The sequence below is a fragment of the Thalassotalea ganghwensis genome (assembly GCF_053485795.1).
The window spans coordinates 65,664-91,961 of sequence record NZ_JBQRUM010000019.1 but is presented as its reverse complement, the minus strand read 5'-3'; the positions used below and the strand labels follow the sequence as shown (position 1 = coordinate 91,961).

22 protein-coding genes are annotated in these 26,298 nt (G+C 39.3%); 13 read left to right on the top strand and 9 right to left on the bottom strand.

The features are described from left to right. Positions 1 to 264 precede the first annotated feature (264 nt). On the bottom strand, positions 265 to 1,125 hold the full coding sequence (gene pssA / locus ACSLUH_RS16705; protein ID WP_448569083.1) for a CDP-diacylglycerol--serine O-phosphatidyltransferase: 861 nt from the start codon (positions 1,123 to 1,125) through the stop codon (positions 265 to 267). 194 nt (positions 1,126 to 1,319) lie between these two features. Here pssA and ACSLUH_RS16700 point away from each other — a divergent pair, with 194 nt between their 5' ends. Then, positions 1,320 to 1,721: a DUF4124 domain-containing protein gene (locus tag ACSLUH_RS16700; protein ID WP_448569081.1), complete on the top strand. Its 402-nt coding sequence runs from the start codon at positions 1,320 to 1,322 to the stop codon at positions 1,719 to 1,721. Between the two features lie 16 nt (positions 1,722 to 1,737). On the opposite strand, the gene clpB is transcribed toward ACSLUH_RS16700, so the two are convergent. The 3 genes from clpB to rluD form a co-directional block, all read right to left on the bottom strand. Further along, entirely contained in the window at positions 1,738 to 4,314 is a 2,577-nt protein-coding gene (gene clpB, locus ACSLUH_RS16695) for an ATP-dependent chaperone ClpB (protein ID WP_448569079.1), read from the bottom strand. A 164-nt stretch (positions 4,315 to 4,478) separates the two neighbouring features. Next, positions 4,479 to 5,258 carry a peptidoglycan editing factor PgeF gene (pgeF, locus tag ACSLUH_RS16690; RefSeq protein WP_448569077.1) on the bottom strand — a complete coding sequence of 260 codons (780 nt, stop codon included), beginning with the start codon at positions 5,256 to 5,258 and terminating at the stop codon, positions 4,479 to 4,481. Further along, complete coding sequence (rluD, locus tag ACSLUH_RS16685) at positions 5,239 to 6,213, bottom strand: 23S rRNA pseudouridine(1911/1915/1917) synthase RluD (RefSeq protein ID WP_448569075.1); 975 nt, start codon at positions 6,211 to 6,213, stop codon at positions 5,239 to 5,241. The genes pgeF and rluD overlap by 20 nt, the downstream gene beginning before the upstream one ends. 151 nt (positions 6,214 to 6,364) lie before the next feature. Here rluD and bamD point away from each other — a divergent pair, with 151 nt between their 5' ends. Next, on the top strand, positions 6,365 to 7,126 hold the full coding sequence (gene bamD, locus ACSLUH_RS16680) for an outer membrane protein assembly factor BamD (protein ID WP_448569073.1): 762 nt from the start codon (positions 6,365 to 6,367) through the stop codon (positions 7,124 to 7,126). A gap of 49 nt (positions 7,127 to 7,175) precedes the next feature. Here the strand turns inward: bamD and glnB are convergent, their stop codons facing one another. After that, entirely contained in the window at positions 7,176 to 7,514 is a 339-nt protein-coding gene (gene glnB, locus ACSLUH_RS16675; RefSeq protein WP_448569071.1) for a nitrogen regulatory protein P-II, read from the bottom strand. A 176-nt stretch (positions 7,515 to 7,690) separates the two neighbouring features. On the opposite strand from glnB, the gene nadE reads away from it, so the two are divergent. The 3 genes from nadE (at position 7,691) to ACSLUH_RS16660 (ending at position 9,902) form a co-directional block, all read left to right on the top strand. Continuing rightward, positions 7,691 to 8,527 (top strand): NAD(+) synthase, encoded by an 837-nt coding sequence (nadE, locus tag ACSLUH_RS16670; protein WP_448569069.1) that lies wholly within the window; start codon positions 7,691 to 7,693, stop codon positions 8,525 to 8,527. A gap of 119 nt (positions 8,528 to 8,646) precedes the next feature. Further along, on the top strand, positions 8,647 to 9,210 hold the full coding sequence (locus ACSLUH_RS16665; RefSeq protein ID WP_448569067.1) for a GspH/FimT family pseudopilin: 564 nt from the start codon (positions 8,647 to 8,649) through the stop codon (positions 9,208 to 9,210). Positions 9,211 to 9,308: 98 nt separating this feature from the next. Continuing rightward, positions 9,309 to 9,902 (top strand): GspH/FimT family pseudopilin, encoded by a 594-nt coding sequence (locus tag ACSLUH_RS16660; protein ID WP_448569065.1) that lies wholly within the window; start codon positions 9,309 to 9,311, stop codon positions 9,900 to 9,902. Between the two features lie 86 nt (positions 9,903 to 9,988). On the opposite strand, the gene ACSLUH_RS16655 is transcribed toward ACSLUH_RS16660, so the two are convergent. Next, positions 9,989 to 10,417, bottom strand: a complete 429-nt coding sequence (locus ACSLUH_RS16655; RefSeq protein WP_448569063.1) for an MAPEG family protein — start codon at positions 10,415 to 10,417, stop codon at positions 9,989 to 9,991. A gap of 106 nt (positions 10,418 to 10,523) precedes the next feature. On the opposite strand from ACSLUH_RS16655, the gene ACSLUH_RS16650 reads away from it, so the two are divergent. Beyond that, a complete protein-coding gene (locus tag ACSLUH_RS16650) occupies positions 10,524 to 11,492 on the top strand; it encodes a GlxA family transcriptional regulator (RefSeq protein ID WP_448569061.1) in 969 nt (322 codons plus the stop codon). A 20-nt stretch (positions 11,493 to 11,512) separates the two neighbouring features. Here the strand turns inward: ACSLUH_RS16650 and ACSLUH_RS16645 are convergent, their stop codons facing one another. Beyond that, positions 11,513 to 15,424, bottom strand: coding sequence for a two-component regulator propeller domain-containing protein (locus ACSLUH_RS16645; protein ID WP_448569059.1), 3,912 nt, complete (start codon positions 15,422 to 15,424; stop codon positions 11,513 to 11,515). 290 nt (positions 15,425 to 15,714) lie between these two features. Between ACSLUH_RS16645 and ACSLUH_RS16640 the strand changes: the two genes are divergently transcribed. From ACSLUH_RS16640 to ACSLUH_RS16610, 7 genes are all read left to right on the top strand, one after another. Next, the gene (locus tag ACSLUH_RS16640) at positions 15,715 to 18,159 is read left to right on the top strand and encodes a TonB-dependent receptor plug domain-containing protein (RefSeq protein WP_448569057.1); all 2,445 of its coding nucleotides are present in this window, start codon (positions 15,715 to 15,717) and stop codon (positions 18,157 to 18,159) included. A 333-nt stretch (positions 18,160 to 18,492) separates the two neighbouring features. Further along, positions 18,493 to 19,161, top strand: coding sequence for a hypothetical protein (locus ACSLUH_RS16635; protein ID WP_448569055.1), 669 nt, complete (start codon positions 18,493 to 18,495; stop codon positions 19,159 to 19,161). A 179-nt stretch (positions 19,162 to 19,340) separates the two neighbouring features. Continuing rightward, positions 19,341 to 19,874 carry a hypothetical protein gene (locus ACSLUH_RS16630; protein WP_448569053.1) on the top strand — a complete coding sequence of 178 codons (534 nt, stop codon included), beginning with the start codon at positions 19,341 to 19,343 and terminating at the stop codon, positions 19,872 to 19,874. A 373-nt stretch (positions 19,875 to 20,247) separates the two neighbouring features. Further along, positions 20,248 to 20,586, top strand: a complete 339-nt coding sequence (locus ACSLUH_RS16625; RefSeq protein WP_448569051.1) for a hypothetical protein — start codon at positions 20,248 to 20,250, stop codon at positions 20,584 to 20,586. 165 nt (positions 20,587 to 20,751) lie between these two features. After that, on the top strand, positions 20,752 to 22,695 hold the full coding sequence (locus tag ACSLUH_RS16620; RefSeq protein WP_448569049.1) for a PatA/PatG family cyanobactin maturation protease: 1,944 nt from the start codon (positions 20,752 to 20,754) through the stop codon (positions 22,693 to 22,695). 95 nt (positions 22,696 to 22,790) lie between these two features. After that, on the top strand, positions 22,791 to 22,940 hold the full coding sequence (locus ACSLUH_RS16615) for a hypothetical protein (RefSeq protein WP_448569047.1): 150 nt from the start codon (positions 22,791 to 22,793) through the stop codon (positions 22,938 to 22,940). A 169-nt stretch (positions 22,941 to 23,109) separates the two neighbouring features. Next, on the top strand, positions 23,110 to 23,706 hold the full coding sequence (locus ACSLUH_RS16610) for a M35 family metallo-endopeptidase (protein WP_448569045.1): 597 nt from the start codon (positions 23,110 to 23,112) through the stop codon (positions 23,704 to 23,706). Between the two features lie 346 nt (positions 23,707 to 24,052). Here the strand turns inward: ACSLUH_RS16610 and fdx are convergent, their stop codons facing one another. Continuing rightward, positions 24,053 to 24,391, bottom strand: a complete 339-nt coding sequence (gene fdx / locus ACSLUH_RS16605; RefSeq protein ID WP_448569043.1) for an ISC system 2Fe-2S type ferredoxin — start codon at positions 24,389 to 24,391, stop codon at positions 24,053 to 24,055. Between the two features lie 4 nt (positions 24,392 to 24,395). Then, positions 24,396 to 26,258, bottom strand: a complete 1,863-nt coding sequence (gene hscA, locus ACSLUH_RS16600) for a Fe-S protein assembly chaperone HscA (RefSeq protein WP_448569041.1) — start codon at positions 26,256 to 26,258, stop codon at positions 24,396 to 24,398. Positions 26,259 to 26,298 lie beyond the last annotated feature (40 nt).

The window sequence follows — 26,298 nt, the reverse complement described above, 5'->3', positions numbered from 1 at the left end:
TCGTTATGTTTATCGAGTATTTCAATCCACATAACTTAGTAAAACTCCCTTCCTAGGTCTCCCTGAGAAGTGGATGCGCATTTTAGGGATTTTTACTCCCCCGTCAACCGTTATTTTAAAATAATTTAAACTTTTCGACTGGGTGTATAAAAATAGTTCACTTTTTGTATTTTTGCCAAGCAAGAATACAAAAAAACGCCTTATTGGCGTTTTTTTGTATTCTTTAATAAAGGCTCTTTAAAAATGAAAAATCAATTGTTCGCTTTATTTGCTTTTCTGCGATGATTTTTCACTTTTCGCTTTAACGTCTATCGGACTGTTGCCGTTGCTTTCTTCTGATTCGACAATATTTTCAATAAATTCGGCATCGTCATCATCACCAACAACATGCTCTAACCTTAATTTTTTTACTGAGCGTATTGTCGTGAAAGGTCCTGAGCATGCGTAAAGAACAAATATCGCACACAATATTTCTACAGGACTAGTCGCGACTACCGCGAATACTAATACAATAATAAGTACAACAATAAAGTTAACCTTCCCTTTCCAGTCGACTTCTTTAAAACTGTTGTATCTAAAATTACTCACCATCAATAAACCTGTAATAATGGTAACTGCACCAAATATCACGCCAAGTTCTTTACCATCAATACCATATTCTGTTCCAAGCCAAACTAAACTCGCAATAACACTAGCTGCAGCAGGACTTGCTAAACCTTGAAAGTACCTTTTATCGGCAACACCAACCTGAGTGTTGAATCTTGCTAATCGCAGTGCAGCACAAGCAACAAAGACAAATGCAGCTATCCAACCAAATTTTCCTAAATCAGACAAAGCCCAATTGTAAGCGACAAGACCAGGGGCAATACCAAAGGACACCATATCAGCCATACTATCGTATTCAGCACCAAAAGCACTTTGTGTATTAGTCATTCTTGCCACTCGACCATCTAAACCATCAAATATCATTGCAACAAAAATCGCGATTGCTGCAGCTTCAAAATGACCATTCATAGAAGAAACTACGGCATAAAAACCTGAAAATAAGCCAGCAGTGGTCAATAAATTAGGTAAGAGGTAAATTCCTTTTGACGGAGAGTTGTTCTCAGTTGTTTTGTCAGACATAAAGTAATATATAAGCTATTAATACAGAATTGACTAACAATTTATCATAAATAACAAGTTGAAGTCAGTGAAAATTCTAGGTAATCGTTTATTTACTTTGATAAATATTTGTAAACTTTGTTACTAATTGCTATAAATCAAGCAAGATAGCAGTTTTAAGTGAAGTAAAGCTGCCCACTCAAATAGGTAGGAATATGCAAGTTAAATACTTTGGATTAGCATTAGCCGCTTTCTCATTTACAGTGTGTGCAACCAACGTGACCGTATATCGATGGGTTGATGAAAATAACGTGGTTCATTTTAGTCAACAACAGCCCAGCCATGATAATTATACTGAACTTACGATGTCAGCTGCTCATCAAAAAAAATTGGTTGATCAAACCAATCAAGTTGAAGAAGAGCCTACTGCACTAGATATCGAAGGTTCTAACGACCAGTGTGAAGAAGCAAAAGCAAACGTACAAACGCTTAAAACCTATGATAAAATTCAATATCAAGATAGTAATGGTGACGTTAAGCTACTGACGGCTGTACAAAAACAACAGCAATTAGCCATCAGTGAAAAGCAGGTAGAGGTTTATTGTTCAGATAACTAACCTCTACCTTTAGTTATTATTTTTTGTTAAATACCAAGGTATTATTATCTACACTAACTGAGATCGTATCACCACTCGTAAACTCGTTAGATAAAATCCTTTGCGCTAACGGGTTTTCAAACGACTGTTGAATCGAACGTTTCAAAGGTCGAGCTCCAAATAATGGATCAAATCCAGCCTCAGCAATTAATGCTAATGCTTCGTCGCTTATTTCTATAGTAATGTCTCTATCAGCAAGTCGCTTAGCTAATTCTTTCAGTTGAATAGAAGCTATTTCAGCTATTTGCTCCGCTAACAGTGGATGAAATACGACGGTTTCGTCTATACGGTTGATAAACTCAGGCTTAAAGTGCTGTCCTACCTCGGCCATAACATTGGTTTTCATTTCTTGATAACGAGAATCATCACCGAAAGATTGAATAATATCGGAACCAATATTTGATGTCATAATGACGACGGTATTACGAAAGTCGACAGTGCGACCTTGACCGTCGGTTAATCGCCCATCATCTAATACTTGTAGTAAAATATTAAATACATCTGGGTGTGCTTTTTCAACTTCATCTAACAAGATGACCGAATAGGGTTTTCTTCTAACCGCTTCAGTTAAATATCCACCCTCTTCATAACCTACATATCCAGGAGGAGCACCGACCAATCTCGCTACTGAATGCTTCTCCATAAACTCTGACATATCAACACGAATTAATGCGTCTTCACTATCAAACAAGAAATGCGCTAATGCTTTAGTGAGTTCTGTTTTACCAACACCTGTTGGTCCCAAGAATAAGAAAGAGCCAATCGGCTGATTCGGATCTGCTAAGCCTGCTCTTGAACGGCGAATTGCATTAGCCACTGAAACAACGGCTTCTGATTGACCAATAACTCGCTCATGCAAATTATCCTCCATATTGAGCAATTTATTACACTCTTCTTCTAACATTTTAGATACAGGAATGCCGGTTGCCCTTGAAAGTACATCCGCTATTTCAACGTCTGTGACTTTATTGCGCAATAACGCCATTTCTTGCATTTCTGCTTGTGACGCTAAATCTAACTGTTTTTCAAGTTCAGGAATACGACTATATTGAAGCTCAGCCATTTTGTTAAGATCGCCAGCGCGACGAGCTGCATCTAGCTCAATTCTTGCTTGTTCCAAATCTGCTTTTATTGCTTGAGTACCATGTAGAGCTGCTTTTTCAGACGTCCACACTTCTTCTAGGTCTTGGTAGCGTTTTTCAAAGTCACTTAATTGTTCATTAATTAATGATAAACGTTTCAATGAACTATCATCACTTTCACCATCTAACGCTTTTTGCTCTAACTTTAACTGAATAATTTTTCTTTCTAATTTGTCCAGCTCTTCTGGTTTAGAATCCATTTGCAATCGAATACTAGAAGCCGCTTCATCAATTAAATCAATCGCTTTATCTGGAAGTTGTCTATCACTAATATAACGGTGAGACAGTGTCGCCGCTGCTACAATAGCCGGGTCAGTAATGTTGACATTATGATGCAGTTCATAACGCTCTTTCAAACCACGTAAGATAGCTATGGTATCTTCTACCGAAGGCTCATCAACTAATACTTTTTGGAAGCGACGCTCAAGCGCTGCATCTTTTTCAATATATTGACGATACTCATCTAACGTTGTAGCACCAACACAATGGAGCTCTCCTCGAGCTAGTGCTGGTTTGAGCATATTACCAGCGTCCATAGCGCCATCTGTTTTACCAGCACCAACCATAGTGTGAAGCTCGTCAATAAACAGAATCACTTGGCCCTCTTCTTTGGCAAGTTCGTTTAAAACCGCTTTGAGTCGCTCTTCAAACTCGCCACGATATTTAGCGCCAGCTACAAGCGCCCCCATATCTAAAGATAACACGCGTTTATTTTTGAGGCCTTCAGGCACCTCATGATCGACAATGCGCTGGGCCAAACCTTCAACAATTGCTGTTTTACCAACACCAGGTTGGCCGATTAGCACAGGGTTATTTTTAGTTCTTCTTTGAAGAACTTGAATAGTACGCCTGATTTCATCATCACGACCAATAACAGGATCAAGTTTACCCTCTTCAGCTCGTGCAGTAACATCAACCGTATATTTTTCTAAGGCCTGACGGACATCTTCTGCATTTTGATCATTGACTTTCTGACCACCGCGAACATGAGAAATAGCATCTTTTAAACGAGATTGCGTCGCCCCAAGCGATTTTAGGATTTGTCCTAACTTCCCTTTATCTTCAAGGGCAGCTAAGACAAAAATCTCAGATGAAATAAACTTATCACCTTCTTTTTGGGCATACTTGTCACATAAATTAAGTAAATTGCCGAGTGAGTTCGATAATTGAACCTCGCCACCAGTACCACTAACTTGAGCAAACGACTCAATTAATTGTTCTACTTGTGTTCTAAATGAATAAATATCTACACCAGCACTCTTGAGCAACGGAATTGTACTACCATTATTTTGATTGAGTAACGCCAACATTAAATGTGCTGGTTCTATGAACTGATGATCTTTGCCTAATGCAATCGATTGAGCATCAGAAATTGCAACTTGAAATGATTGTGTGAAACGATCTAAACGCATGGGTTATTTCTCCTACGGCCATGTTACTGGACTTACGACTAATCTCACATTAAATCTATGGGCTTTAAAAAATTTATCAAGTCAGCATCGATTAAAAACTTGATATCGATCAAGAATTTGTAAAAGTAATCAAAACAGTAGAACTAATCGCTATGCTAAGAAAGCTATGGTTTGATGCAAATAAGGGAAGCCATTCTGCCAGTGACTTGATCACGACGATAAGAATAATACCTTTGCTTATTTGAATCCGTACAATGATGACCATAAATAATTTTTTGTACGCCGCAAGTATTCAACATCGTGCTAGCAATACTCACAAGATCTGCAAACCATTTTCCTTCTGAACGAGGAGTAAATGCAGATGCTAGATCAGGCGATATTAATAAAAATGCTTCACGAACCTCCTCACCAACTTCAAACGCCTTGTTGCCAATACAGGGACCAAACCATGCAATGATTTCAATTGCAGGTGATTCGAACTTACTTAATGTTTCAGCGATAATACTCTTAGCGAGTGGTCGCCAGCCACCATGAATGACAGCGACTTCAGTCCCTCGTTGATTTGTTAATAAAATAGGTAAACAATCTGCCGTCAATACCGACAGCGCTATATTAGGAGTGCGTGTAACAGCAGCATCAGCAACAATCGCTTTCTCTGATACTTGAGTAATTTCAGCAACCGTATTGCCATGCACTTGGTCTAACCATTGGGCTTGCACCCCTTGTGGAAATAATGAAAGAAGCTGACGGCGATTAGCATTAACTTGGTTAGCATTATCTCCTACATGAACGCCTAAATTAAAGTGATGGTATGGAGGAATACTTGATAAAGATGAGAATGGTGATAATCGGGTGGTTTGAATTGCCTGCACGTTATTAACAGGCAATTTGATAGGATCTAAGGCTGATTTATCTATTGAAAGACTAGTAGTTAGTATGCTCATTTAACTTGGTGTCTTCTCGTAAAATGTCTGTCAGTTTTACCATATCCTCAGGAACTTCTGCATGCCATGTCATTTGCTCGCCAGTAATGGGATGAAACAATGACAACATCGCAGCATGCAGTGCTTGCCTTTTAAAGTTTTTTAATATTTCTCGAAGCTCTGGTGTCGCATTCTTAGGCGGTCGAGGACGGCCACCATAAACAGGGTCTCCAACCAAAGGATGGGTAATATGCGCCATATGAACACGAATTTGATGTGTTCGACCAGTTTCAAGCCTTAAACGCAAACGCGTGTGAAGTCTAAATTTTTCCATTACACGATAGTGGGTTACTGATGGTCGACCAGACATGGTGATCGCCATATGTGTTCGCTTCGTCGCATGTCGCCCTATCGGCTCATCTACGACTCCACCTGCTGTCATAACTCCACAGGCGATAGCTTCATACTCACGCGTTATTTCACGGGCTTGTAATGCTTCAACTAGGTTAGTTTGTGCGGCGATGGTTTTTGCAACCACCATTAATCCGGTCGTATCTTTATCTAAACGGTGTACAATGCCTGCTCTAGGAACAACACTGACTTGCGGACAATGGTGCAGTAATGCATTAAGAACTGTCCCATCGGGATTACCCGCACCTGGATGGACGACTAAACCCGCAGGCTTATTAATGACCAAAATATCTTCATCTTCATAAACGATATTCAATGGGATATTTTGTGGCTCAAACCTTTCTTCTGACTCCACTTCGGCAGCTATCACTATTTCTTCGCCACCATACATCTTTTCGCGAGCACGCGTCAATACTTCCCCATTAACGGATACTTTTCCAGCTAATATCCAATCTTTCAATCGAGATCGCGAATAATCTGGGAACATTTGCGCTATTGCTTGGTCGAAACGCATGCCTAAACATGAGTCAGGTACTGTATCTTGGTGTTGAATTTTTTCAGCCATTAAAATCTCTGTGAATTAGCACTGTGCATTGCAAGTTTGCTAGGTTAGAATGCTGTAATTATTTTACCCTTTTGTGCGGGCAATTACATTAAGTAAATAGTAATTACTGTTTATTAATTTATATAAATACAAGACTACGATAATGAGACCTATGGAAAAAATGACTCTTCGAACCCTATTTTTAACCGCAGTAATTCTACTGGCTGGTTGTTCTTCTTCAGAGAAAGCCGAAGTTGATGAAGTTCCCAATAAATCAGCACAAGCTCTTTTTAGTGACGCAAGAGAAGCTCTAGATAACGGTCTTTATCAAAAAGCGATCCAAGTGCTCTCAGCGATAGATTCTCGCTTTCCATACGGCCCGATCAGTCACCAAGTGCAATTAGACTTAATATATGCTTATTACAAAAGTGGTGACTCAGCTCAAGGTATTGCGCTAACAGATCGTTTCTTACGATTGAATCCAACTCATGTTAATGTCGATTATGTCTACTACATGCGTGCGTTAATTAACTTAGAAACTGAAGCAAACCTTTTTCAAGATTTAGCAGGAATTGACCGCTCTGATAGAGATGCTACGGCAGCGCGCGAAGCATTCAATGATTTTAAAACCATTATTACGCAGTACCCTGAGAGCAAGTACGCAGCAGATGCCAGAAAGCGTATGATGGAGATTAAATCTCGTTTAGCTAAATATGAATTGAAAGTAGCAAAATTCTACATGAAGCGAGATGCCTATGCTTCAGCTGCAAATCGCGGACGCTATATTATTGAGAATTTCTCAAGAAGTGCGGAAGTAGAACAAGCGTTAGAGATTATGATTGAAGCCTACGAAAAGATGGGGTTAACTGATTTACGAAATAATGCCATGCAAGTGCTTGCAGCAAATTACCCTTCAAATAACTTGGTGAAATAGATTTCACATTCATAAAAAAAGCGCTTCACGCGCTTTTTTTATTGCTAGCCTAAATAGCTTCGTTATCCTCTTCCCCCGTTCGGATACGAATTACTCGCTCGACATCGGTAACAAATATTTTTCCATCACCTATTTTCCCCGTTTTGGCTGTTTCGGTTATCGTTTCTAAACAACGCTCTACATCTTCATCTGAGATCACTATTTCAATTTTAGCTTTCGGTAAAAAGTCAACCATATATTCTGCGCCACGGTACAGCTCAGTATGCCCTTTTTGACGCCCAAAACCTTTAACCTCAGATACGGTCATCCCATTAACACCAATCTCGCCAAGCGCCTCGCGAACATCATCTAATTTGAAAGGTTTAATAATTGCTTCAATCTTCTTCATAGCTAGCCTGTATAACCAAATAGGTGGTGAATATTATAAACTAAGATTGTACACAATTGTTGTAATAAACGAAAAGCTGATTTTTAAATAAGAATAACTACAAGTGGATTAGAGTTTGGTACACTAACAACATTACTACTGCTACTAGTTATACTGTTAGAAATATGAGGTTGTTGATGGCGCGCCAACAAATTATTGAAGAAATGAGAGTACTTCCTACGATTGATGTTACATTCGAAGTAAAACGTCGTGTTGATTTTATAAAAAAAATGCTGCTTAATTCAGGACTAAATCATCTTATTTTAGGTATTAGCGGCGGCGTTGATTCTTCTACTTGTGGAAGATTGGCACAGCTAGCCGTTAATGAGTTAAACGAGCAATATGAAACGAACACTTACCGCTTTATTGCTGTACGTTTACCTTATTCTGTTCAAGCCGATGAAGACGACGCACAATTAGCGCTTTCCTTTATTGCGCCTTCTCACATCGTAACAACCAATATAGCCAGCGGTGTCGATGGCATTCATAATGAAACGTTAAATGCCTTAAGAAAAGAAAACCTCCTGAATGCTTCAGCCGCACAAATAGATTTCTCAAAGGGTAATGTTAAAGCTCGTGCTCGTATGGTCACTCAATATCATCTTGCCGGCATACTAGGTGGTTTAGTTATTGGAACTGACCATTCAGCCGAAAACATTACCGGTTTCTTTACCAAATGGGGAGACGGCGCATGTGATTTAGCGCCTTTGTTTGGTCTATCAAAAAGGCAGGTAAGGCAATTAGCGTCTCATTTAGGAGCCCCTGAAAAATTAATAACAAAAGCACCTACAGCTGATTTAGAAGAGCTTGAGCCAGGTAAAAAAGACGAAGATGCGCTAGGTTTAACTTACGACCAACTCGATGACTTTTTGGAAGGAAAACCTATTAACCCCGATGTCGAAAATCGACTTATTGCGATCTACGAGAGAACCGCGCACAAACGCGCGCCAATACCCACTATTTATGACCAGTAACGTTTTAAAGTTGCGTATTCAGCAAAAAGCGCTGAGAAAAATGCGTAAGTTAATTCGCAAACTCTAACGTTATCAACTATAACTTTTTACAGAATTATCACTAACCTCAAGGAAGAGGTATGAATATTAATGTAAAAGGATTTACTTTGATAGAAACCTTAGTTTCTGTCGCCATATTACTGGTGCTTCTCTTAATAGGAGTGCCTTCAATGAATGACTTTATCGTCAAATTGCGGGTTGATCGCGAGATCGGAGAGATATCAAGGCTATTATTACTCGCTCGTAATACAGCGTTAAACAACAACCATACGGTAACCTTGTGTCCGCTGCTAAATGGTAGATGCGATAATGATTGGAGCCGCGAACTTTCAGTTTTTACTGACCCTAACAATAATAAGCGTCTCGATATTACCGAGGGAGAGCAAATCATTAAAACTAAAGCAGCTATTAACACTGGTGATAAATTGCAATATGGCAGAACACGTATTGGTGTTTCATACGCCCCAAATGGACATTTAGCGGGTTGGGGGCAAAACGCAACGTTTAAATATTGCCCAAAAAACCACGCGAATAAATCGAGGGCAATTGTTGTTGCCATTACAGGCCGGATCTATAAGTCGATAGTAAATCCGCAAACAAACAGAGATGTCACACGCACTGGACATGATATTGTCTGTTACTAGTGGCTCCTCCTGTCTAGTTTAAATAAATATTGGCTGAAATCTTTAATAAATGTTATAACATCTAAAGGACTTGACTTCATAGGCATTAAGCATTTCTTATGTGTAAACGTCAACAGTTACAAAGAATAACAAACAGAACCTCTGGTTTTAGTTTATTAGAGCTCATGGTGAGTGTTTCATTAATTGGGATTTTATTAGCTGTCGGGATACCTGCACTTGGTGAATTCACCTTAAAGTCTCGAGTTGATAATGAAATATCTGAACTTCGACGATTGGTGTTAGCCGCGAGAAATACTGCTGTGAATACTGGGCAATTCGTTACATTATGTCCCCTTAGCGGAACCACATGTCAAATAAACAACTGGCAAAATCAGTTAAGTGTGTTTACAAATGCTGTTAATACTTTAGCCGACGCAAATACCTTTAATAACGCAACAGAGATATTAGTAAAAACGAAATCCGCCACCGCTGCGGGGGATGCCATTCAATCAACCCAAGGACAAATAGTATTTTCACCAACTGGTGGCTTAGCTTCTCCTGGCCCTGTAAGGTTAACTTATTGCCCTTCAGGTAGAACCGACCTATCCCGTGCTGTTATTATCAATATATCCGGCAGCTCTTTTGCGACTTCAGATATCGACGGGGATGGAGAAGATGAAGATAGAAACGGTAACGCAGTTGGCTGCATTTAACAAAGTATTAACTGTTATAAAATTTTGGCGCTACAGGGGTTAAAAGGTTTTCTTTTTGTGAAAATAGTAATAAACAAACTCAATTGCTAAGCGGTAAAAAGATACCAAGAAAACAGCCCCCACATAAAACCTAGCAAAACATAACTCACCATAAAAATACTAAAACGCCACATCACGTTATTAATGGTACATTGTATTATTGAATGGATTACCCTAAGAATCACAAAGCTCCAAGCCATCAATAGGTAACCTGTTGGCACGTACTGAACCAACACAACAGTAACAGATAACACATAAAAAAGGATAGGTTGTTCAAACAAGTGATTGTAGTTATCAGAAGCTCGAGAGTCCTTCAAACGAGCACTGCGAGTTTGTGACAGCGCAATGCTATCAGGTGATATCTTACAACGCTTCATTTCAGCAATTCGATGACAAAACATGCGAAAGCCTATGATGAATGTCCACAAAACTAAAACTGCAACAGGAGCCAATACCTTTTGACTTAAATCTATCATGACACTTATACCGTATATATTTGAGGGTTTTGTTTAGATTAGCTTCTTTTACTGCTGTCATATATGACATAAAATCATCTTTTTGTGCCATATGGTGACTACTCGAATGAATGTCGTATTTTTTGTTTATCAAGGGGCGGTTGCCCTAGATATTACTGGCCCCGCGGAAGTTTTTGATAATGTTGCAAAGCTATCTAAAAACGAAGGTTATAATATTCACTACGTCAGCGCCGCTGGTGGTTACATTACATTAAGCGCAAATATTTGCATAAAAACGACTGCCATTACTAATATGAAGTTCGAGCGAATTGATATGCTGCTTGTACCTGGTACCGATAACATTTCGGCGCTCCACTCCGTTTTATCTGACAAAAAACTAGCTTTGTTATTAAGAGCATCCTTTTCAAAATCAACTCGTATTTGCTCTATTTGTATTGGCTCATTTATTCTTGCTGAAATGGGTTTACTAAACAACTTAACCGCTGCTTGTCACTGGCAAGCCGCACCAATGCTAGCTCAACGTTACCCTAAAATAAACGTCGATAGTCATTCCATTTATGTAAAACAAGGTCAAATTTGGAGCTCTGCAGGAGGCTCTTCAGGTATCGACATGGCTTTAGCGATTGTTAAAGAAGATTTTGGTGAAAAAGTTGCCATGGATATTGCAAAACAACTTGTGGTTTATGCTCACAGACCGGGAGGTCAACAACAGTTTAGCGCACTTTTATCTAAGCAACTTGGAGCAATCAATAAATTGACGGCCGTTGTTGACTGGATGGTAGAAAATTTAAAGGATATTCATAGTATTGAGCAAGTCGCTGAGCACTGGCATATGAGTCTACGTAACTTTCATCGGCTATTTGTAAAAGAAGTCAAAGAAACTCCCGCTCAATTTCTTGAAAAACTAAGAATAGAAAAAGCCATGGTCTTATTGCAAAATAAGCAAAATCGACTCAAAGTTATTGCTTTGTATTGCGGTTTTAAATCTGAGCAACGTTTGATTAACGTATTCAAACGTTACTATGGGATAAGCCCAACAGAGTATCGACATCATCATTTTATAAATGAATATTGAACGCCTCGCTAGTTTAGTAGCTAGTTATCAACCGCGAAACAGATCTTTGCACTGAAGCCTTGGTTTAAAGCGCTAGTAACATCGATAGTGCCATGAAGTATATGCGTTACGTAATTATAAACAACGATCATTCCCAACCCTAAGTGTTTTGCTCTACCCTTGGTGGTAAAAAAAGGATCAAAAAGTTTCTTAAGTGTTTCCTTATCCATGCCTGCTCCATTATCACTATAATCTATTGTTAATTGCTTTTTTTCATCCAAATTTACCTTAATTGTAATAGTTCCAGAAGAGCTTTCTAAACCGTGATCTATTGAGTTCATTATCAAGTTAATAAACACTTGCGTTAGAGTATTGGCATAACTTGTAACGATTAGTTCCGTGGGGATCTCCAAAATCACCTTGATATCTTTGTTTTTTAACAGAGGGTTAATTGATAATAACAACGTTTCAACTAGCTGTTGTACGTCAAAGCTACTTTTTGTCTCTTCTGATTTATCGACGGCGATCTTTTTAAAATTATTGACTAAATTGCTTGCTCGCTTTAAATTTTGATTGAGTAACCGCAGGCTGTTAATCGAAGTAGATTCAAACCCCCTAAACTCTTGCTTAGTCAATTTCTGAACTTTAATTTTATCAAAAATATTTTTGCTCTCGGATTCCAGAACTGATGCTGAGGTAATCGCGACTCCAAGCGGTGTATTTAGCTCATGAGCTACACCAGAAACGAGCCTACCTAACGAAGCAATCTTAGCAGATTCGACAAGTTGAGATTGAGCATCTTGCAGCTTTTGATGTGCCCTAGCGTTTTCAATAGCGTTAGCTGTATAAGTGGCTAAAGTTTTGAGCATATCAACGTGAACATGGGTATAGCTACCCAATTGATTACTTTGCACCGTCATTACGCCTAGTACTCCAGTTTTGGTAAACATAGGTACATAGATAAAAGATTTTGGGGCTTGTGAGTCTATTCCTTCCCTCTCAACATGATATTCTTTAAAATGTTGTTGACTATATTCATGCTGAGCAATATAGCTTTCACCTTCCTTATCTATATCATTGATGAGTATTTCTTTTTGATTCTCTATACACCAAACTGGAAATTGATTTTTTTGTGACATCGGGCGAGTGTATGGTCGGTAATGATAACCACCTTTAATTGCTAATTCATAGCGAATTTCTTCTTTTTCACCATCATAGATACCGATTCCAAATATCGATGCACTCATTAAAGAGTTGACGTGTTCATAAACCATCAACAATACCTGCTCCAAACTTAATGAGCTGGTTATTTCTTTGCCTATATCACTAATAACAGTAATGTTGCGGTAAGATTGTTCAAGCGCTTCCTTTTGTTTCACAACTTCCGCAGTGCGTTGCTCTACTTTCGTCTTTAACCGTTTTTCTTGGATCGCATAGTTGCGCATCCTTTGGTAATACCAGGTATAAGCCAATGAAATAGACAACGCCAACATTATTATTTTGGCCCACCAAGTTTTCCACCATGGTGGAGTTATAACAATTTGCAGTTTTGCCTCTTGATCCCCCCCTACACCAAATTTATTAAACGCTCTAACTCTAAATTGATAGACCCCATGCGGAATATTGGTGAAGGTAGCTCGCCTATTTTCAGCATCGGTTTGAATCCACGCTTGATGAAAGCCATCTAGCATATATTCGTAACTAACCTGCTCAGGAGTGGTATAATTTAAGGCCGAAAAGTCAAAGCTAAAAATTGATTCTCGATAAGACAAGCTAAGCTTGTCAGTTTCCGTAATTGATTTGTTCAAAACCGCCGCACTATTCGCAGCTTCTATCTTGATTGGCTGATTAAATAAATGAAAGTCTGTTATTATCGGTGATGGCGCCACCTCATTTATTGTAATATCTTGAGGATTGAAAACACTAACGCCATTAATCCCCCCAAATAACAATGTGTTATCTGGTGAACGATAGCTAGCCCCTTGATTAAATTCATTTCCTTGTAAGCCATCACTTTGGCTAAAAAGGTGATATTCTTCAGTTATCACATTTAGCCGACCTATACCTCTATTCGTGCTAAACCAAATATGATTATTATGGTCACTCTCAATACCATAAATGCTTTCGCTAGGTAGTTTTTCGGTAGCATGATTAAAATGTGAAAATTTTTGTGTTTGCCAATCTAACTTAGAAAGCCCCAATTGAGAGTATCCCAACCAAATATCACCATGATCATCTTCTGCGATTGCCAGTATTGACTTATCATTAATTGAAAATCGATCATTGGGATCATTAAGATAACTTGTAAATCCGTTTTCATCATAATTGAAATAATATAAGCCTTGGTTCGTTGCGACCCATATTAGTCCTCGACTATCAACTAAGAGCCCAGTGATGACATCATTTCTTATTGAATTAGCTCGTCCGTCAGAAACTAAATATCGCTGTATTGATTGACGATCAGGACTAAAGCGATTCAATCCATGTCGGGTACCCACCCAAAGATAACGACGTTGATCTTCTGCGATAGCAAGGATTTGATCATTGCTACTTAAACTATTTTGATTGTTTTCTTCATATTGGTACCGAGCAATAAACTGTTTATCCTTATCGAGTCTATTTAAGCCATTTTCTTCGGTGCCTAGCCAATAATCCCCGCGGTGGTCCTGAAAAATAGATCGAATGTGATTACTACTAATACTCAATTTTTTGTTAGGATCATGTTTAATATTTAAGACTTTTTCCTTATTTACATCAATTATATCAACACCATTGTTTTCTGTGCCGACCCATATCTGATTCTGGTTATCTTTGTAAACACTCCAAATACTATTCTCACTAAGCGAGCTTTCTTGGTTCGATACATGGTAGTAGTGCTTGAATCGATTTACTGCTGGGTTATAAAAGTTAATTCCTCCTCCAAAAGTCCCAATCCATAAAGTGTCACTATTATCAAGATAAACACTAACTGCCGTATTCGCTGATAAACTAAATGGGTCTCCTTCATTATTTTTATAACAATGAAAAATCATGTTTTGTTTATTGAGTTGGCAAAGTCCGGCATGAAAAGTTGTTAACCACAAATTTCCTTGTTTATCTGACACCATGCCATTAATAAAATCACTCCCCAAACTGAAAGGATTAGCGGGATCATGTAAAAACCTTTCGAAACGCTGACTTTTCCGAATAAAACGATTCAGACCTCCTCCTCGAGTGCCAAACCAAAGTTGCCCATCTCGATCTTCAACAATCGAATAAACTCTATCGTGACTCAAACTCGTTGCGTCATTTGGGTTATGTCTAAACTGAATAAAACTCTCGTCAATACGATTAAAAACATTGAGCCCACCATTTCGCGTAGCAACCCAAAAGACACCTTGATTGTCTTCATGAATGGCATAAATAAAATTATCGCTTAAACTACTTTTAGTAGTTGAATCAGCTTGATAGCGTTTAAAAGTACCATCTTCATGATTAAACCGATTAAGACCACCACCTAATGTTCCAACCCATAAAATACCTTGCTTATCTTCGTACAATGCCATTACCCATGGATGACTTAAGCTACTTTCATCTGCTGAGTCATGCATATAGCGGGTAAATGTTTCGGTGTCTGGGTGGTACCTATTTAGACCATTTCTTGTTGCTACCCACATCGTACCTGAACTATCAATAAGTAATTTTTCGATAATACTGCTTGAAATAGAAGCACTATCATTAATATCGCTTCTAAAAACTTTAAATTTATATCCATCGAAACGATTTAAACCTTCCTGGGTAGCAAACCACAGAAAACCTTTATTATCTTGTACGATATGCTGAACCGTCATCTGAGACAAGCCATCAGACTGGTCGTAGAAACCTAATCGAATATTTTGAGCATAGGAAATCGTTCCCACGAAAAACAAAAAGGTACTGATAAATACGATAATAACACAAGGTAACTTCTTCAATTAAACAGTGCCCCTAACGACATCTTTATACTCTTTTAATCTAGCGTATTATCATAAAATAATCACTTAATGTATGAAATTTGACTAGCTAAACAAATTGATAACCATCCCTAGTCGATTGGCGTATTTAAACCAAATTAAAAAGTACATGATGTTTTTAGGGTTAATGCTTGTAAATCAACAAGCATTCATCTATAACTTTCAATGATTTCAAGCTTTTTTGAAAAACTGTTTAAAAAATAACAATAAAAAGTAAACAACAACCACATTACAACAAAGGGAATAAAATCATGTCGAAATCTTTCACTAAAAGTGGTCTAACACTCGCTATATCGCTAGCGTTATTAAACGCACCACAAACCGTTGCCGAAGAGAAAGAAAAAAGTGCAGAAGATATTGAGCGTATCATTACAGTAGGTACTCGCCTTTCAAATAGAACCGTCACTGATAGCCCTGCTCCTGTTGATATTATCTCAGGTGAGGCGATTCGAAGCTCCGGCGTAACGAGTACACCAGAAATGTTACGCGCATTAGCTCCTTCATTTAACATGAATAACACGACTACATCCGATGGTCAGGATTTAATGAGACCTGCTACTTTGCGTCGCTTAGGACCTGACCAAGTTCTAGTACTCATTAACGGTAAACGACGACATCAACAATCAGTAGTGGCTGTGCAAGAAAATGTTGGCAGAGGCAGTGCTGGAACTGATTTAAGTTCTATCCCCTTAACCGCCATTAAAAGTGTCCAAATTCTTCGCGATGGTGCTGCGGCTCAATATGGTTCAGATGCCATAGCGGGCGTTATCAATATTATTTTGAAAGATACCACTGGCGGCAATGCTTGGATACAATACGGCGAGACAGCCGAAGGTGATGGAGAAAAAACTCAGTTAGGTGCAAATTATGGTTTTCAGATAGGAAATAAAGGCACTCTTAACTTGACATTTGAGCATGCTGATAATGGCATGATGAACCGAGCTACTCCAACAACGTGGTTTGGGTCAATTGAAGAGCCGCGCCAGTTATTACTCGTTGGTGAAGCTGAAACAGAGATGATGAGTCTATGGGCGAACTTTAGCTATTATCTCTCAGATGATACTGAGTTGTACGCGTTTGGGGGTACTACCCAAAAAGAAGGTGAATCTCTAGGTTTTTATCGCGGCGCAGCAGATGATCGTGTTTGGTCAAATTTATTTCCTGAGGGGGTGACACCTAAATTAGGAACCGACTCAGAAGATACTTCTTTAGCCGTAGGTGTAAGGACAGAGGTCAATGGGTGGGAGTTAGACGGAAGTATCGTAACGGGTAAAAACCGTTTTGAATATCGAAACTTAGAATCTGTCAACGCTAGTTATGGACCAGATAGCCCAACTTCAGCTTATGATGGTGCTTTGATATTTTCTCAGACAACTTTTAACCTCGACGCAGTAACATTCGTTGACTTGGGTTTTGCCTTTGATACCTCTATTGCCTTGGGTTTTGAATATCGAACAGACGGCTTTGAACAACAAGCTGGCGATGCAGTGTCTTACGCTCGTGGCGATACCTTATGTGCTGAAAGTGTCAATCCTAATGGTAGTACAACATTAACCGACTGTAACGGTGCCATCACGGCACCTGGTATGCAAGGATTTCAGGGGTACAGTCCTGCAATGGAAATTGATGCAGAACGAGACAGCTTTGCTTTCTATGCTGACTCAGAAACGCAAGTTACAGACAAGTGGCTAGTAAGCTTCGCAGCGCGTTTTGAAGATTACGATGATTTTGGTGACACGTTAATTGGTAAATTGTCTACTCATTACTCAATAAATGATAACTTAGCGATTAGAGCTTCAGCATCAACAGGATACCGCGCTCCAGGCATGCAACAAGCTAACTTTACTCAACGTTCAATTTCTCTTGATAATGGTGAATTAGCTGATCTGGTTACCTTACGTCCACACGAAGATTTAGCGCAAGAGCTTGGGTTTGAGGAGTTAACTGAAGAAACATCTACCAGCTTATCGTTCGGTATTATCTATAATGCTGGTGGATATTCAATGACGTTAGATACCTATCAAATTGATATTGAGGATCGCATTATTTATTCAGGTAATATCAGTACAGGAATTAACGCCGAAGTGGATGCTTTCTTTGCTAAATATGCAGTTCCAGGTGGTCAATTAGATGGTGTTAAAAATGTCTCCTTATTTACAAACGCCATTGATACAGAGACCTTCGGTATAGATTGGGTAAATCAGTACAAGCATGATGTCGAATTTGGTGGAGAAATAGTCTACGAATTTTCATATAGCTACAATACCAATGAAATCAAAGGTATTAATACATCATCTAGTATCGTGCCTAACGACGTCGTATTTAATGAATCTCAAGCGTTACTTGTTGAAAAAGCGCAACCAGAAAATCGCTTTAGCTTATCAGCAATGTATAATGCAGATTCTTGGTCTGTAACGGGCCGCATGACACATTATGGCGAAGTTACCACTGCGTCATACGGTACACCAGCCAATACATGGGGTTCAAAACAGTTATTTGATATCACTGGTCAATGGCAAGTGACAAACCAGTTGGCATTAAATGCAGGCATATTAAATGTTACCGATGAAATGCCAGACGAGTGGGGAGAAGAAGGATTCCCATTTACAGAGTTTGGTTTTAAATATGGCTGGACAAGCTTTCCTTTCTCATTAGCAGGTCGCGAATATTATATCCGTGCAACCTATACGTTCTAAGCATATCTTTTGCACCGAAAGCCCCCTCTGGAATTAGGGGGCTTTTTTTATCGTACCAAGCAAAATTTAACGACTAACCTTGCAACGCAAATCACGATAGCTCCATCGACGGCAAAACGTCTTATTTACTGATGGTGTCGTCATTGGTACTGACAAAATTTGAGTAAGACTGCTTACTTTTTGTTTATGCTAGCGGTAATTATTTGCCGTCATAACTTTGTTTAAACCAGTTCCCCTCTACTGACGGAACTTTAACTTCTGGCGCACAATTTGCTGTTTCACATTTGCACAACATAAACTCGCAATAAACATCATGTAAAATGGAGATTTCTCATGCAGATAGTTGCCAAAGCAGTTCCTAAATCAACTGATTATTTTCAAGCCAACTTGTCAACTAAGACATTTGAGCCGAGTACGCAGTTCTCGGCAAAATTAATAGAAATGCAAGAGAGCAACCTCTACTCACCTGAAATCAAGGATAAATCAGCCGAAGGGGTTACTATGCATACCAGCAAAGGAAATATAGAACTTGATTTAGATGATTACCTTACGCCTACTCCCGGCAAAAAAAGCCTATTAGATATACCTTTGCTACTCCCTACAGAGCATAATGTTAATACGCTGGCGAAATACACTCAGCACAAAGTGCAATCACTGCTTGAACAGTATGGCATCCCTGAGTATCCCGCAACAATGGAGTTTGATCAGGAAGGACGCCTTGTATTACCTGCAAACTATCAACATAGCGCTGAATTAAAAAAAGCCTTAGATGAAAACCCGCTTGTGTTAAACGCCTTATCGACTACAGCTGCTTTAGCGAGCCATTATGCTGGAATTATGGAGCGACAACCATTTCGCGACGAAATGGCAACGGCGAGATCCAATGCCGATAGAAAAAGAATCGTTGAAAAATATAGTTATTTATTTGATAAAAACCGCCCGAAAAAGCAAGTAGTACTTCAATTTCTAGATGATGGCAGTATGCTGATTGGACAAAAGTAAATTGATTGCCATTTAAAAAAAATGAGTTTCATATATTGCCATGTATTAACCTAACCCATTCACAATCTGTAACACAATAAGCGACATATCTGCGACTGTTTACTTTATAGTCATTCGTAACTGATTTAGTCAGTTGAATGGTAAAGTTTTAACTATTTTTAAGTGAAAAGGAATGCATTATGAAAAATAAAGATTCGAATATGGCAATTAAAAGTTCATTGATGTTACCCCTGTTTTTCTCAAGCTTGGCTTTAGCTAGTTCAGCGAATTCACCTGAATCACTAAACATTTTTTTTCAAAATCTTGAAGGCAAGTGGCAATGTGTTGGAGAATCTTCCAAAGGCTTACAAACCGCAGCCACCATTACCTTTGAACAAGGCTATGGTGAAAACGTCTATCAATTTACACAACAAGGTACTAAAGGGCACACAAATAAACTGGTGTCTTCATGGGCATATAGTAAGAATTTAGAAAATTTGGTTATTTCTCGGCATTATTTTTTAAAAGGAGATATCTATTATGATGTGTATGCCAGTGATAAATGGAATGCAAATAAACTCACCATTAGCGCCAAACCTTTTATTAAACCACTATGGGCCGAAAATCGATTTACCTATGAATTTATTGATAAAAACGAATTTAAAGTGACCTGGGAAGTCTATAAGGAGCAATGGAAAATGGGTGACTATTTAGACTGCAAAAGAGACTTATAAGTCTTCTCTCAAAACTGAACGTCTAACTGAACTTCGAGCTCTATTACAAGGAGAGTCCCCTAGTGACTTTCATGCCATAACGAATTTTATTATAACTTTCAGGGTAAGTGGCTACTCACTTCTAAAATATGTAAATTTGAAGGTAAGAACTCAATCGCCCCTTCAAACTTACATAAAAATAAATACTTACAATAAAGCAATTATTCCTGTAAGGTTGTAATAGCTAAACTCACGATAAATAATGGTTTATTTATCAAGATGATATGGAAAAGAGTAACTCACATCAAGGAAGTAGAATGAACAAGAGTAAAAATTATCTCAATAGTACTTATCTTAAATTCTTAAGGTTAAAAAGGGGCTAAGCCAAGAGGCTTTGTCCGAAAAAAGTTTGCAAGAACGTTGCTATATCTCTATTGCAACGGTTAAACGAGCAGAATTAAACCAACCTCTCTCAAATTCAACCATCAAAAAATTTGCGACATTTTTTAATGTCAGCATTGACTCGCTTATTAGACAAAAACCTGGCTTTATTAGCGATCTTACTCAAGAGCTTCAACTAAAAAAAACAACAATTAACTGGCAATTAGTGACAACATTATCAAACCGGCCTGAACACGAAAAACTCTCCACCCTATGCAATGACCTATATCGCATATTGCAACAATATAAAGACGACAAGCAGATCAACGAAATATTCTCACATCGCTTTTGATGGCTGTTTTTTGAAGAAATCTATCTTTTTAAAAAGCTAATGCTTGTTAAGTGATACTAAATTGATACCAAAAATTATTTTTACTTCACCTAAGATAATCACAACAAACAAGGTTGAACGGAATCAATAGCTCTGCCAAGAGCTAAACTATAAGGAAATTGCCTCATGGCTAAGAACAACGCGCTCGTAAACACGAACACCATTGCTCTAGAAAGTTTACAACAATTAGGCTCGTTGGGAAAAGACATCAAAGTGGGTGTAGTAGACGGTGGTATTGACTGTAATCACCCTTTACTTAGCCACTTGCAAATTAGCCAACCCCTAGATGCTCAACACACCAAACATGGTACCTCGGTTTGTAGCTTAATCGTCGGAAAAAGCATAGGAATCGCTCCACAAGCAGAAATACACAGCTTCCCAGTATTTAGTGAAGATGTTAATGGCCATATTCATGGTTGCTCTGAGCGACAGCTCGCAAAAGCAATTACGCAAGCGAATAATGCAGGTTGCAACATTATTAACATCAGCGGTGCTTCATTGTCACTCAATGGCATAGGCAGCGATGAACTGCGTCAAGCTATAAGACATTGTTGTCACAATAAGGTATTGATCATCGCCGCAGTCGGTAATGACGGACAAAAAAGCGAATCTATTCCAGCCTCTTTACACCATGTGCTCGCTGTTGGCGCTTGTGATACCAATGGAAAACCTGCCAACTTCAATAATGTTGGGCCAAAACTACGAAAAAAAATGTTACTCGCATCAGGTGTAGATATGCCTGTTGCGTTTCCTGAAAGTGACCTCGCTATCGTCAGTGGCAGTAGCTTTGCTACCCCTATTGTTAGTGGAATAGCTGCACTTTTAATTGCCACTTTACGTCGAAAAACCAACGCACTACCAACAATAGAAACGCTGGAAAGGTTACTTTTCAACAGCGCAACGCAAATAGCGAGTACCGCGTATGAAAAAAACAATAGCTTTTTTCGACTCAATATTCCCGCTTTACTCGAATTAGTTAAGCAGGATGTTTTCACCGTAACACCACAAATAAATAAAAGGACTAATACCATGTCAAAGACTACAACAGAGCCCGCTATAGATAGCGAAACCAGTATTGTACCAAGCGAAGCAAGTATTGAATGTGCGGAGATCCCTGAAAGTGAACTTTCACCGTCAAGTAGCACGCCTATCGAACCTGAACAGATATCGGCATCGTCATTATCTTTACCGCAAATTAGCGATCCTGCGGCAAACAACCATGTGCACATAACGCAATCTAAAGTAACACCACAAAGTGCAATGGATGCAAGAAATGCCAAATATGCCGAGAAAGTATTTTTAATCGGCACCATAGGTTACGACTTTGGCACCGAAGCAAGGCTTGATTATTTTACCCAAGTCATGGGCAATCAAAAAGGGCACCCCTTTGATCCCGTACAAATGGCCTCCCACTTAAACGAAGGTGACAACGCAGAAGAGTCGAATGCGCTAATTTGGACATTAAAAATTGACGGCATTCCAGTATACGCAATAGAGCCCGATAATCAATTTGCTGTACTTCAATATGCCCGTTTAGTGGAGTTTCTTAATGATCAAGAAAACGCGGGCGTAGAGCGCGTATCAATAGCAGGGATTATCACCGGTGAAACACGGCTTTTTAATGGTCATGTCATTCCTACGATTTCACCTATATTGCGCGGCATGTTTAATTGGAAGTCAAAAGAATTAGCACAGTTAGTCATGGGGACAGCAGCAACGAACTCCCCTCAGTCAGCGCAACTCACTAACTTTCTTAACCGTATTTATTACGAACTACGTAATCGCGGTGCAGCGTCTCACGAACGCGCCATCAACTATGCCGCAACCAATGCCTATCAAATGAAAGAGATATTTGATGATGCCTTTAAAGAAAACCTTTTCCTCAACAAAATCAGTGCGACAGAAAGCCCTGTAAGTCGGCCTGAATCTGACTGTTGGGACGTCATATTAGAGTTTTTTAATCCCAGTGAACGTCTTACTGCTGCGCGGAAATTATACCGCTACACCATAGACGTCAGCGATTTAATGCCAGTAACCATAGGTACATTACGTAGCTGGCATGCATATTAGGCGGTAAACGCCAACCGAATTACTGACAAATACTTGTCGGTATATAACCGGGGATATTCCCCAAATTTAACTACTGTCTCTTAAGGAGAATCACAATGAAATTACCAACTCAAGCAAAAAGTGTTGACCGTACAAACCGTGTTGCAGAAGCTAAAGCAGCGGGCATTAACCCTGCGTTCTGGGGAAGCGCATTAAATCTGTTAAAAAAAGCAGGTCAAGGTGCATTGCAAGGTGTACTTAACTAAGCAAGTACAACAGCGCATAGCGAAGTTTGCTATGCGCTTTTAATTTCATATTCTGATGTTTAGCTATACGAAGCACAGCTAATTATAACGTAGTCATAACTATTTCTCTAAACTTTTAGTTGAGCAATAGATAAACGTCAGGTTTTAATCAGAAATAAGGAAAATAATTATGGCGTTTAACTGGACGAATTCTTCTTGGACACATTCTAGGCTAATGACAACCCAAGGTGCAGCAGAAAGAATAACTCGTATGCTTACTCGAGCATATCTTTCAGTAAAAGCAGTTCAAAGAGATGAAGAAGCGAGAGGTTCCTATATCGAACATTTTAATGATGCTGGACTTACTCAATTAGCACATGTGCAACGAATCATCCGCAGTATGCACGACCGCATTGTAACGGAACAAGTTATACAAATGCATTACGTGCCGGACGAATTGGCATTTTCTGCCTTATCGATAGGACCTTTACCAGATGGTGTAGCTTTATCAAATGTCGAAGCCTTTGTTATCGCTAGAGGAGTTGAGCCTGCAGAACCTTTAGACATTTTTATTGCGCCGGCATTCTTTACAGGGAACGTATATATACCAAACGCAATAAACCAACGTACAGGTACAGGCACTATTTTACATGAATTATCACATGGTGTAGGTGGAACGGTCGATCATGCTTATACTTGGCAGCCGCAATATTCGGAGCTTACTGAGATGCAACGTGCAAATAATGCCGATACCTACCGCGCTTATTGCCAATCATTTGATGCGTGATTTTAATAATTAGAGTCAAGTACACTTTATTTTAATTTATACCTGACCCAATTTATTAGTCAATCTTAGGATTTTAGCCGAATTGCTAATATGAAATTATGCTGTTGATGTCATATTGAATAGAAGGTTACTAAATCATAATGCTAAACAGGCAACGTTACGAGCCTTGCTCCAACTTAGGACTGAGCTCAAGCGACAGCAGTCCGGTAATGATGATGAGAACTGCAAAAATAACGAAGATGAGCCGTATGAATAATATCGTCTAGAACAGTGTGTCCGATCAAAAAAGGGTAATAACACTTAATGGTCATTACCCTTTCTATTCGAAGTTTACAAAGCGAATACACTAATGATTTTCAGATACCATATTCACGGTGTATTTAGGAATTTCTACCACTAAATCTTCGTCTGCGACTATAGCCTGACACCCTAAGCGTGATTCTGGCTCTAACCCCCAGGCTTTATCAAGCATATCTTCTTCAAGTTCGTCACTCTCTTCAAGCGAATCAAAACCTTCACGAATAATCACATGACAAGTTGTACAAGCACACACTTTTTCACAGGCATGCTCAATACCAATATCATTTTTTAAGGCAACGTTTAATACGCTCTCACCTTTTTCGGCTTGAACTACAGCGCCATCTGGGCATAGCTCGTCATTAGGCAAAAATATAATTTGTGGCATACCCTTATACCTCGTCAACTGAATGGCCAGACAATGCAGCTCGAATCGAAGAGTCCATACGTCTTTCAGCAAAATTTGCCGTGGCCTGATTTAATTTTTCTATCGCGGCTTCGATATCGTCCGCGCTTCCCTTTTGACTCGTTTGAGCCAATGAAGAAATGGCTTGGTTAATTTGAGCTATTTCATTTTCATTTAATAATTTGCTATCAGCGCTTAAGGCAGCCTGCACCGACTCTATTACACGAGCGGCTTCAACTTGCTGCTCTTTTAGCATACGTGCTTGAATGTCCTCTTTGGCATTCGCCATAGAGGCCTTCAACATATCAGCTATTTGGTCTTCTTCAAGTCCAAAGGAAGGTTTGACAGTAATACTGGATTCAACGCCTGTAGACTTCTCCATCGCGCTAACTTCCAGTAAGCCGTCAGCATCAACCTTAAAGGTTACTCTGATGTGCGCTGCACCAGCTGTCATTGCAGGTATGCCACGTAATTCAAAACGCGCTAAAGAACGACAATCATCAACGAGCTCGCGTTCACCTTGCAACACATGGATAGCCATTGCTGTTTGGCCGTCTTTAAAAGTGGTAAATTCTTGGGCTTTTGCAACCGGAATTGTGGTGTTTCTTGGAATAACTTTTTCTACCAGTCCCCCCATGGTCTCCAATCCAAGCGACAGAGGAATAACGTCGAGTAAAAGCATTTCATTATCAGGTTTGTTACCCGCAAGAATATCCGCTTGAATCGCAGCGCCAATAGCGACAACTTTGTCTGGATCGATAGAAGTTAACGGTTCTTTCTTGAAAAACGTATTAGCTTGCGCTCTAACAAGGGGAACTCTAGTTGAGCCACCCACCATGATCACTTCGTTAACGTCTTCAGCACTTACGCCGGCATCTTTTAATGCTCTGCGACACGCTCGCATCGTTTTAGCAACCAAAGGCTGAATAATGGTCTCAAAACCATGACGAGTGATATCATAAGACCATGTTTTACCATCGTCTAACGTTAGCGTCACTGTATGATTTTCTGCATCCGTCAGGGCTTCTTTAGCTTGACATGCTTGTTCTAACAACTGGCGCTCTAACCTAGTTGATAATGGCCTTGCTAAACTTGCTTGCTCAACGAGGTGATTAACGAGGGCAACATCAAAGTCATCGCCACCCAAAGCAGAATCACCTCCGGTTGCTAACACTTCAAAGACCCCTTTGTTTAGCCTAAGAATGGAAATATCAAACGTTCCACCACCTAAGTCGTAAACTGCTACTAGGCCTTCTTGCCCACTGTCCAAGCCATAGGCCACTGCCGCTGCTGTTGGTTCGTTAAGTAAACGTAAAACATTTAAACCTGCAAGTTTAGCAGCATCTTTAGTGCTTTGACGTTGTGCATCATCAAAATATGCCGGCACAGTAATCACAACCCCAGTTAGCTCACCACCTAAGGCTTGCTCTGCACGTTTACTTAAATCTTTTAAAATTTCCGCTGAAACCTGCACAGGGTTTACTTCCCCCGTACGTGTTAAAATATTAGGGTGATTTTCATCACCAACAAACTGGTAAGGTAATGAGGGATACTTCGCTCTGATATCAGCGAGTGAGCGACCAATGAGACGTTTAGCAGATACAATGGTATTTTCAGGATCACTCACCGCTTTAAGTTTTGCCTCATCGCCAAGCAGGACCTGGTCTTGTTGGAAGCTGACTACTGAAGGCAAAATATCACGGCCCTGTTCATCAGGTATCGTCTCAGCTAAGCCACTTTTGACACTTGCTACTAAAGAGTTAGTTGTGCCTAAATCAATACCTGCCGCCAGTCGATGTTCGTGCGGGGTTGTACTTTGTCCTGGTTCTGCGATTTGTAATAAAGCCATTGTGGACCCATTATTGTCATTTAAAATTGCAATGAATTCT

Coding starts and splice junctions, on each gene's coding strand:
- ACSLUH_RS16660 (WP_448569065.1), top strand. CDS start 9,309: ATGTGTAAACGTCAACAGTTACAAAGAATAACAAACAGAACCTCTGGT.
- nadE (WP_448569069.1), top strand. CDS start 7,691: ATGGCGCGCCAACAAATTATTGAAGAAATGAGAGTACTTCCTACGATT.
- ACSLUH_RS16630 (WP_448569053.1), top strand. CDS start 19,341: ATGAAAAATAAAGATTCGAATATGGCAATTAAAAGTTCATTGATGTTA.
- ACSLUH_RS16655 (WP_448569063.1), bottom strand. CDS start 10,417: ATGATAGATTTAAGTCAAAAGGTATTGGCTCCTGTTGCAGTTTTAGTT.
- pssA (WP_448569083.1), bottom strand. CDS start 1,125: ATGTCTGACAAAACAACTGAGAACAACTCTCCGTCAAAAGGAATTTAC.
- bamD (WP_448569073.1), top strand. CDS start 6,365: ATGGAAAAAATGACTCTTCGAACCCTATTTTTAACCGCAGTAATTCTA.
- ACSLUH_RS16650 (WP_448569061.1), top strand. CDS start 10,524: ATGAATGTCGTATTTTTTGTTTATCAAGGGGCGGTTGCCCTAGATATT.
- fdx (WP_448569043.1), bottom strand. CDS start 24,391: ATGCCACAAATTATATTTTTGCCTAATGACGAGCTATGCCCAGATGGC.
- ACSLUH_RS16620 (WP_448569049.1), top strand. CDS start 20,752: ATGGCTAAGAACAACGCGCTCGTAAACACGAACACCATTGCTCTAGAA.
- glnB (WP_448569071.1), bottom strand. CDS start 7,514: ATGAAGAAGATTGAAGCAATTATTAAACCTTTCAAATTAGATGATGTT.
- ACSLUH_RS16610 (WP_448569045.1), top strand. CDS start 23,110: ATGGCGTTTAACTGGACGAATTCTTCTTGGACACATTCTAGGCTAATG.
- rluD (WP_448569075.1), bottom strand. CDS start 6,213: ATGGCTGAAAAAATTCAACACCAAGATACAGTACCTGACTCATGTTTA.
- ACSLUH_RS16700 (WP_448569081.1), top strand. CDS start 1,320: ATGCAAGTTAAATACTTTGGATTAGCATTAGCCGCTTTCTCATTTACA.
- pgeF (WP_448569077.1), bottom strand. CDS start 5,258: ATGAGCATACTAACTACTAGTCTTTCAATAGATAAATCAGCCTTAGAT.
- ACSLUH_RS16635 (WP_448569055.1), top strand. CDS start 18,493: ATGCAGATAGTTGCCAAAGCAGTTCCTAAATCAACTGATTATTTTCAA.
- clpB (WP_448569079.1), bottom strand. CDS start 4,314: ATGCGTTTAGATCGTTTCACACAATCATTTCAAGTTGCAATTTCTGAT.
- ACSLUH_RS16665 (WP_448569067.1), top strand. CDS start 8,647: ATGAATATTAATGTAAAAGGATTTACTTTGATAGAAACCTTAGTTTCT.
- ACSLUH_RS16615 (WP_448569047.1), top strand. CDS start 22,791: ATGAAATTACCAACTCAAGCAAAAAGTGTTGACCGTACAAACCGTGTT.
- hscA (WP_448569041.1), bottom strand. CDS start 26,258: ATGGCTTTATTACAAATCGCAGAACCAGGACAAAGTACAACCCCGCAC.
- ACSLUH_RS16640 (WP_448569057.1), top strand. CDS start 15,715: ATGTCGAAATCTTTCACTAAAAGTGGTCTAACACTCGCTATATCGCTA.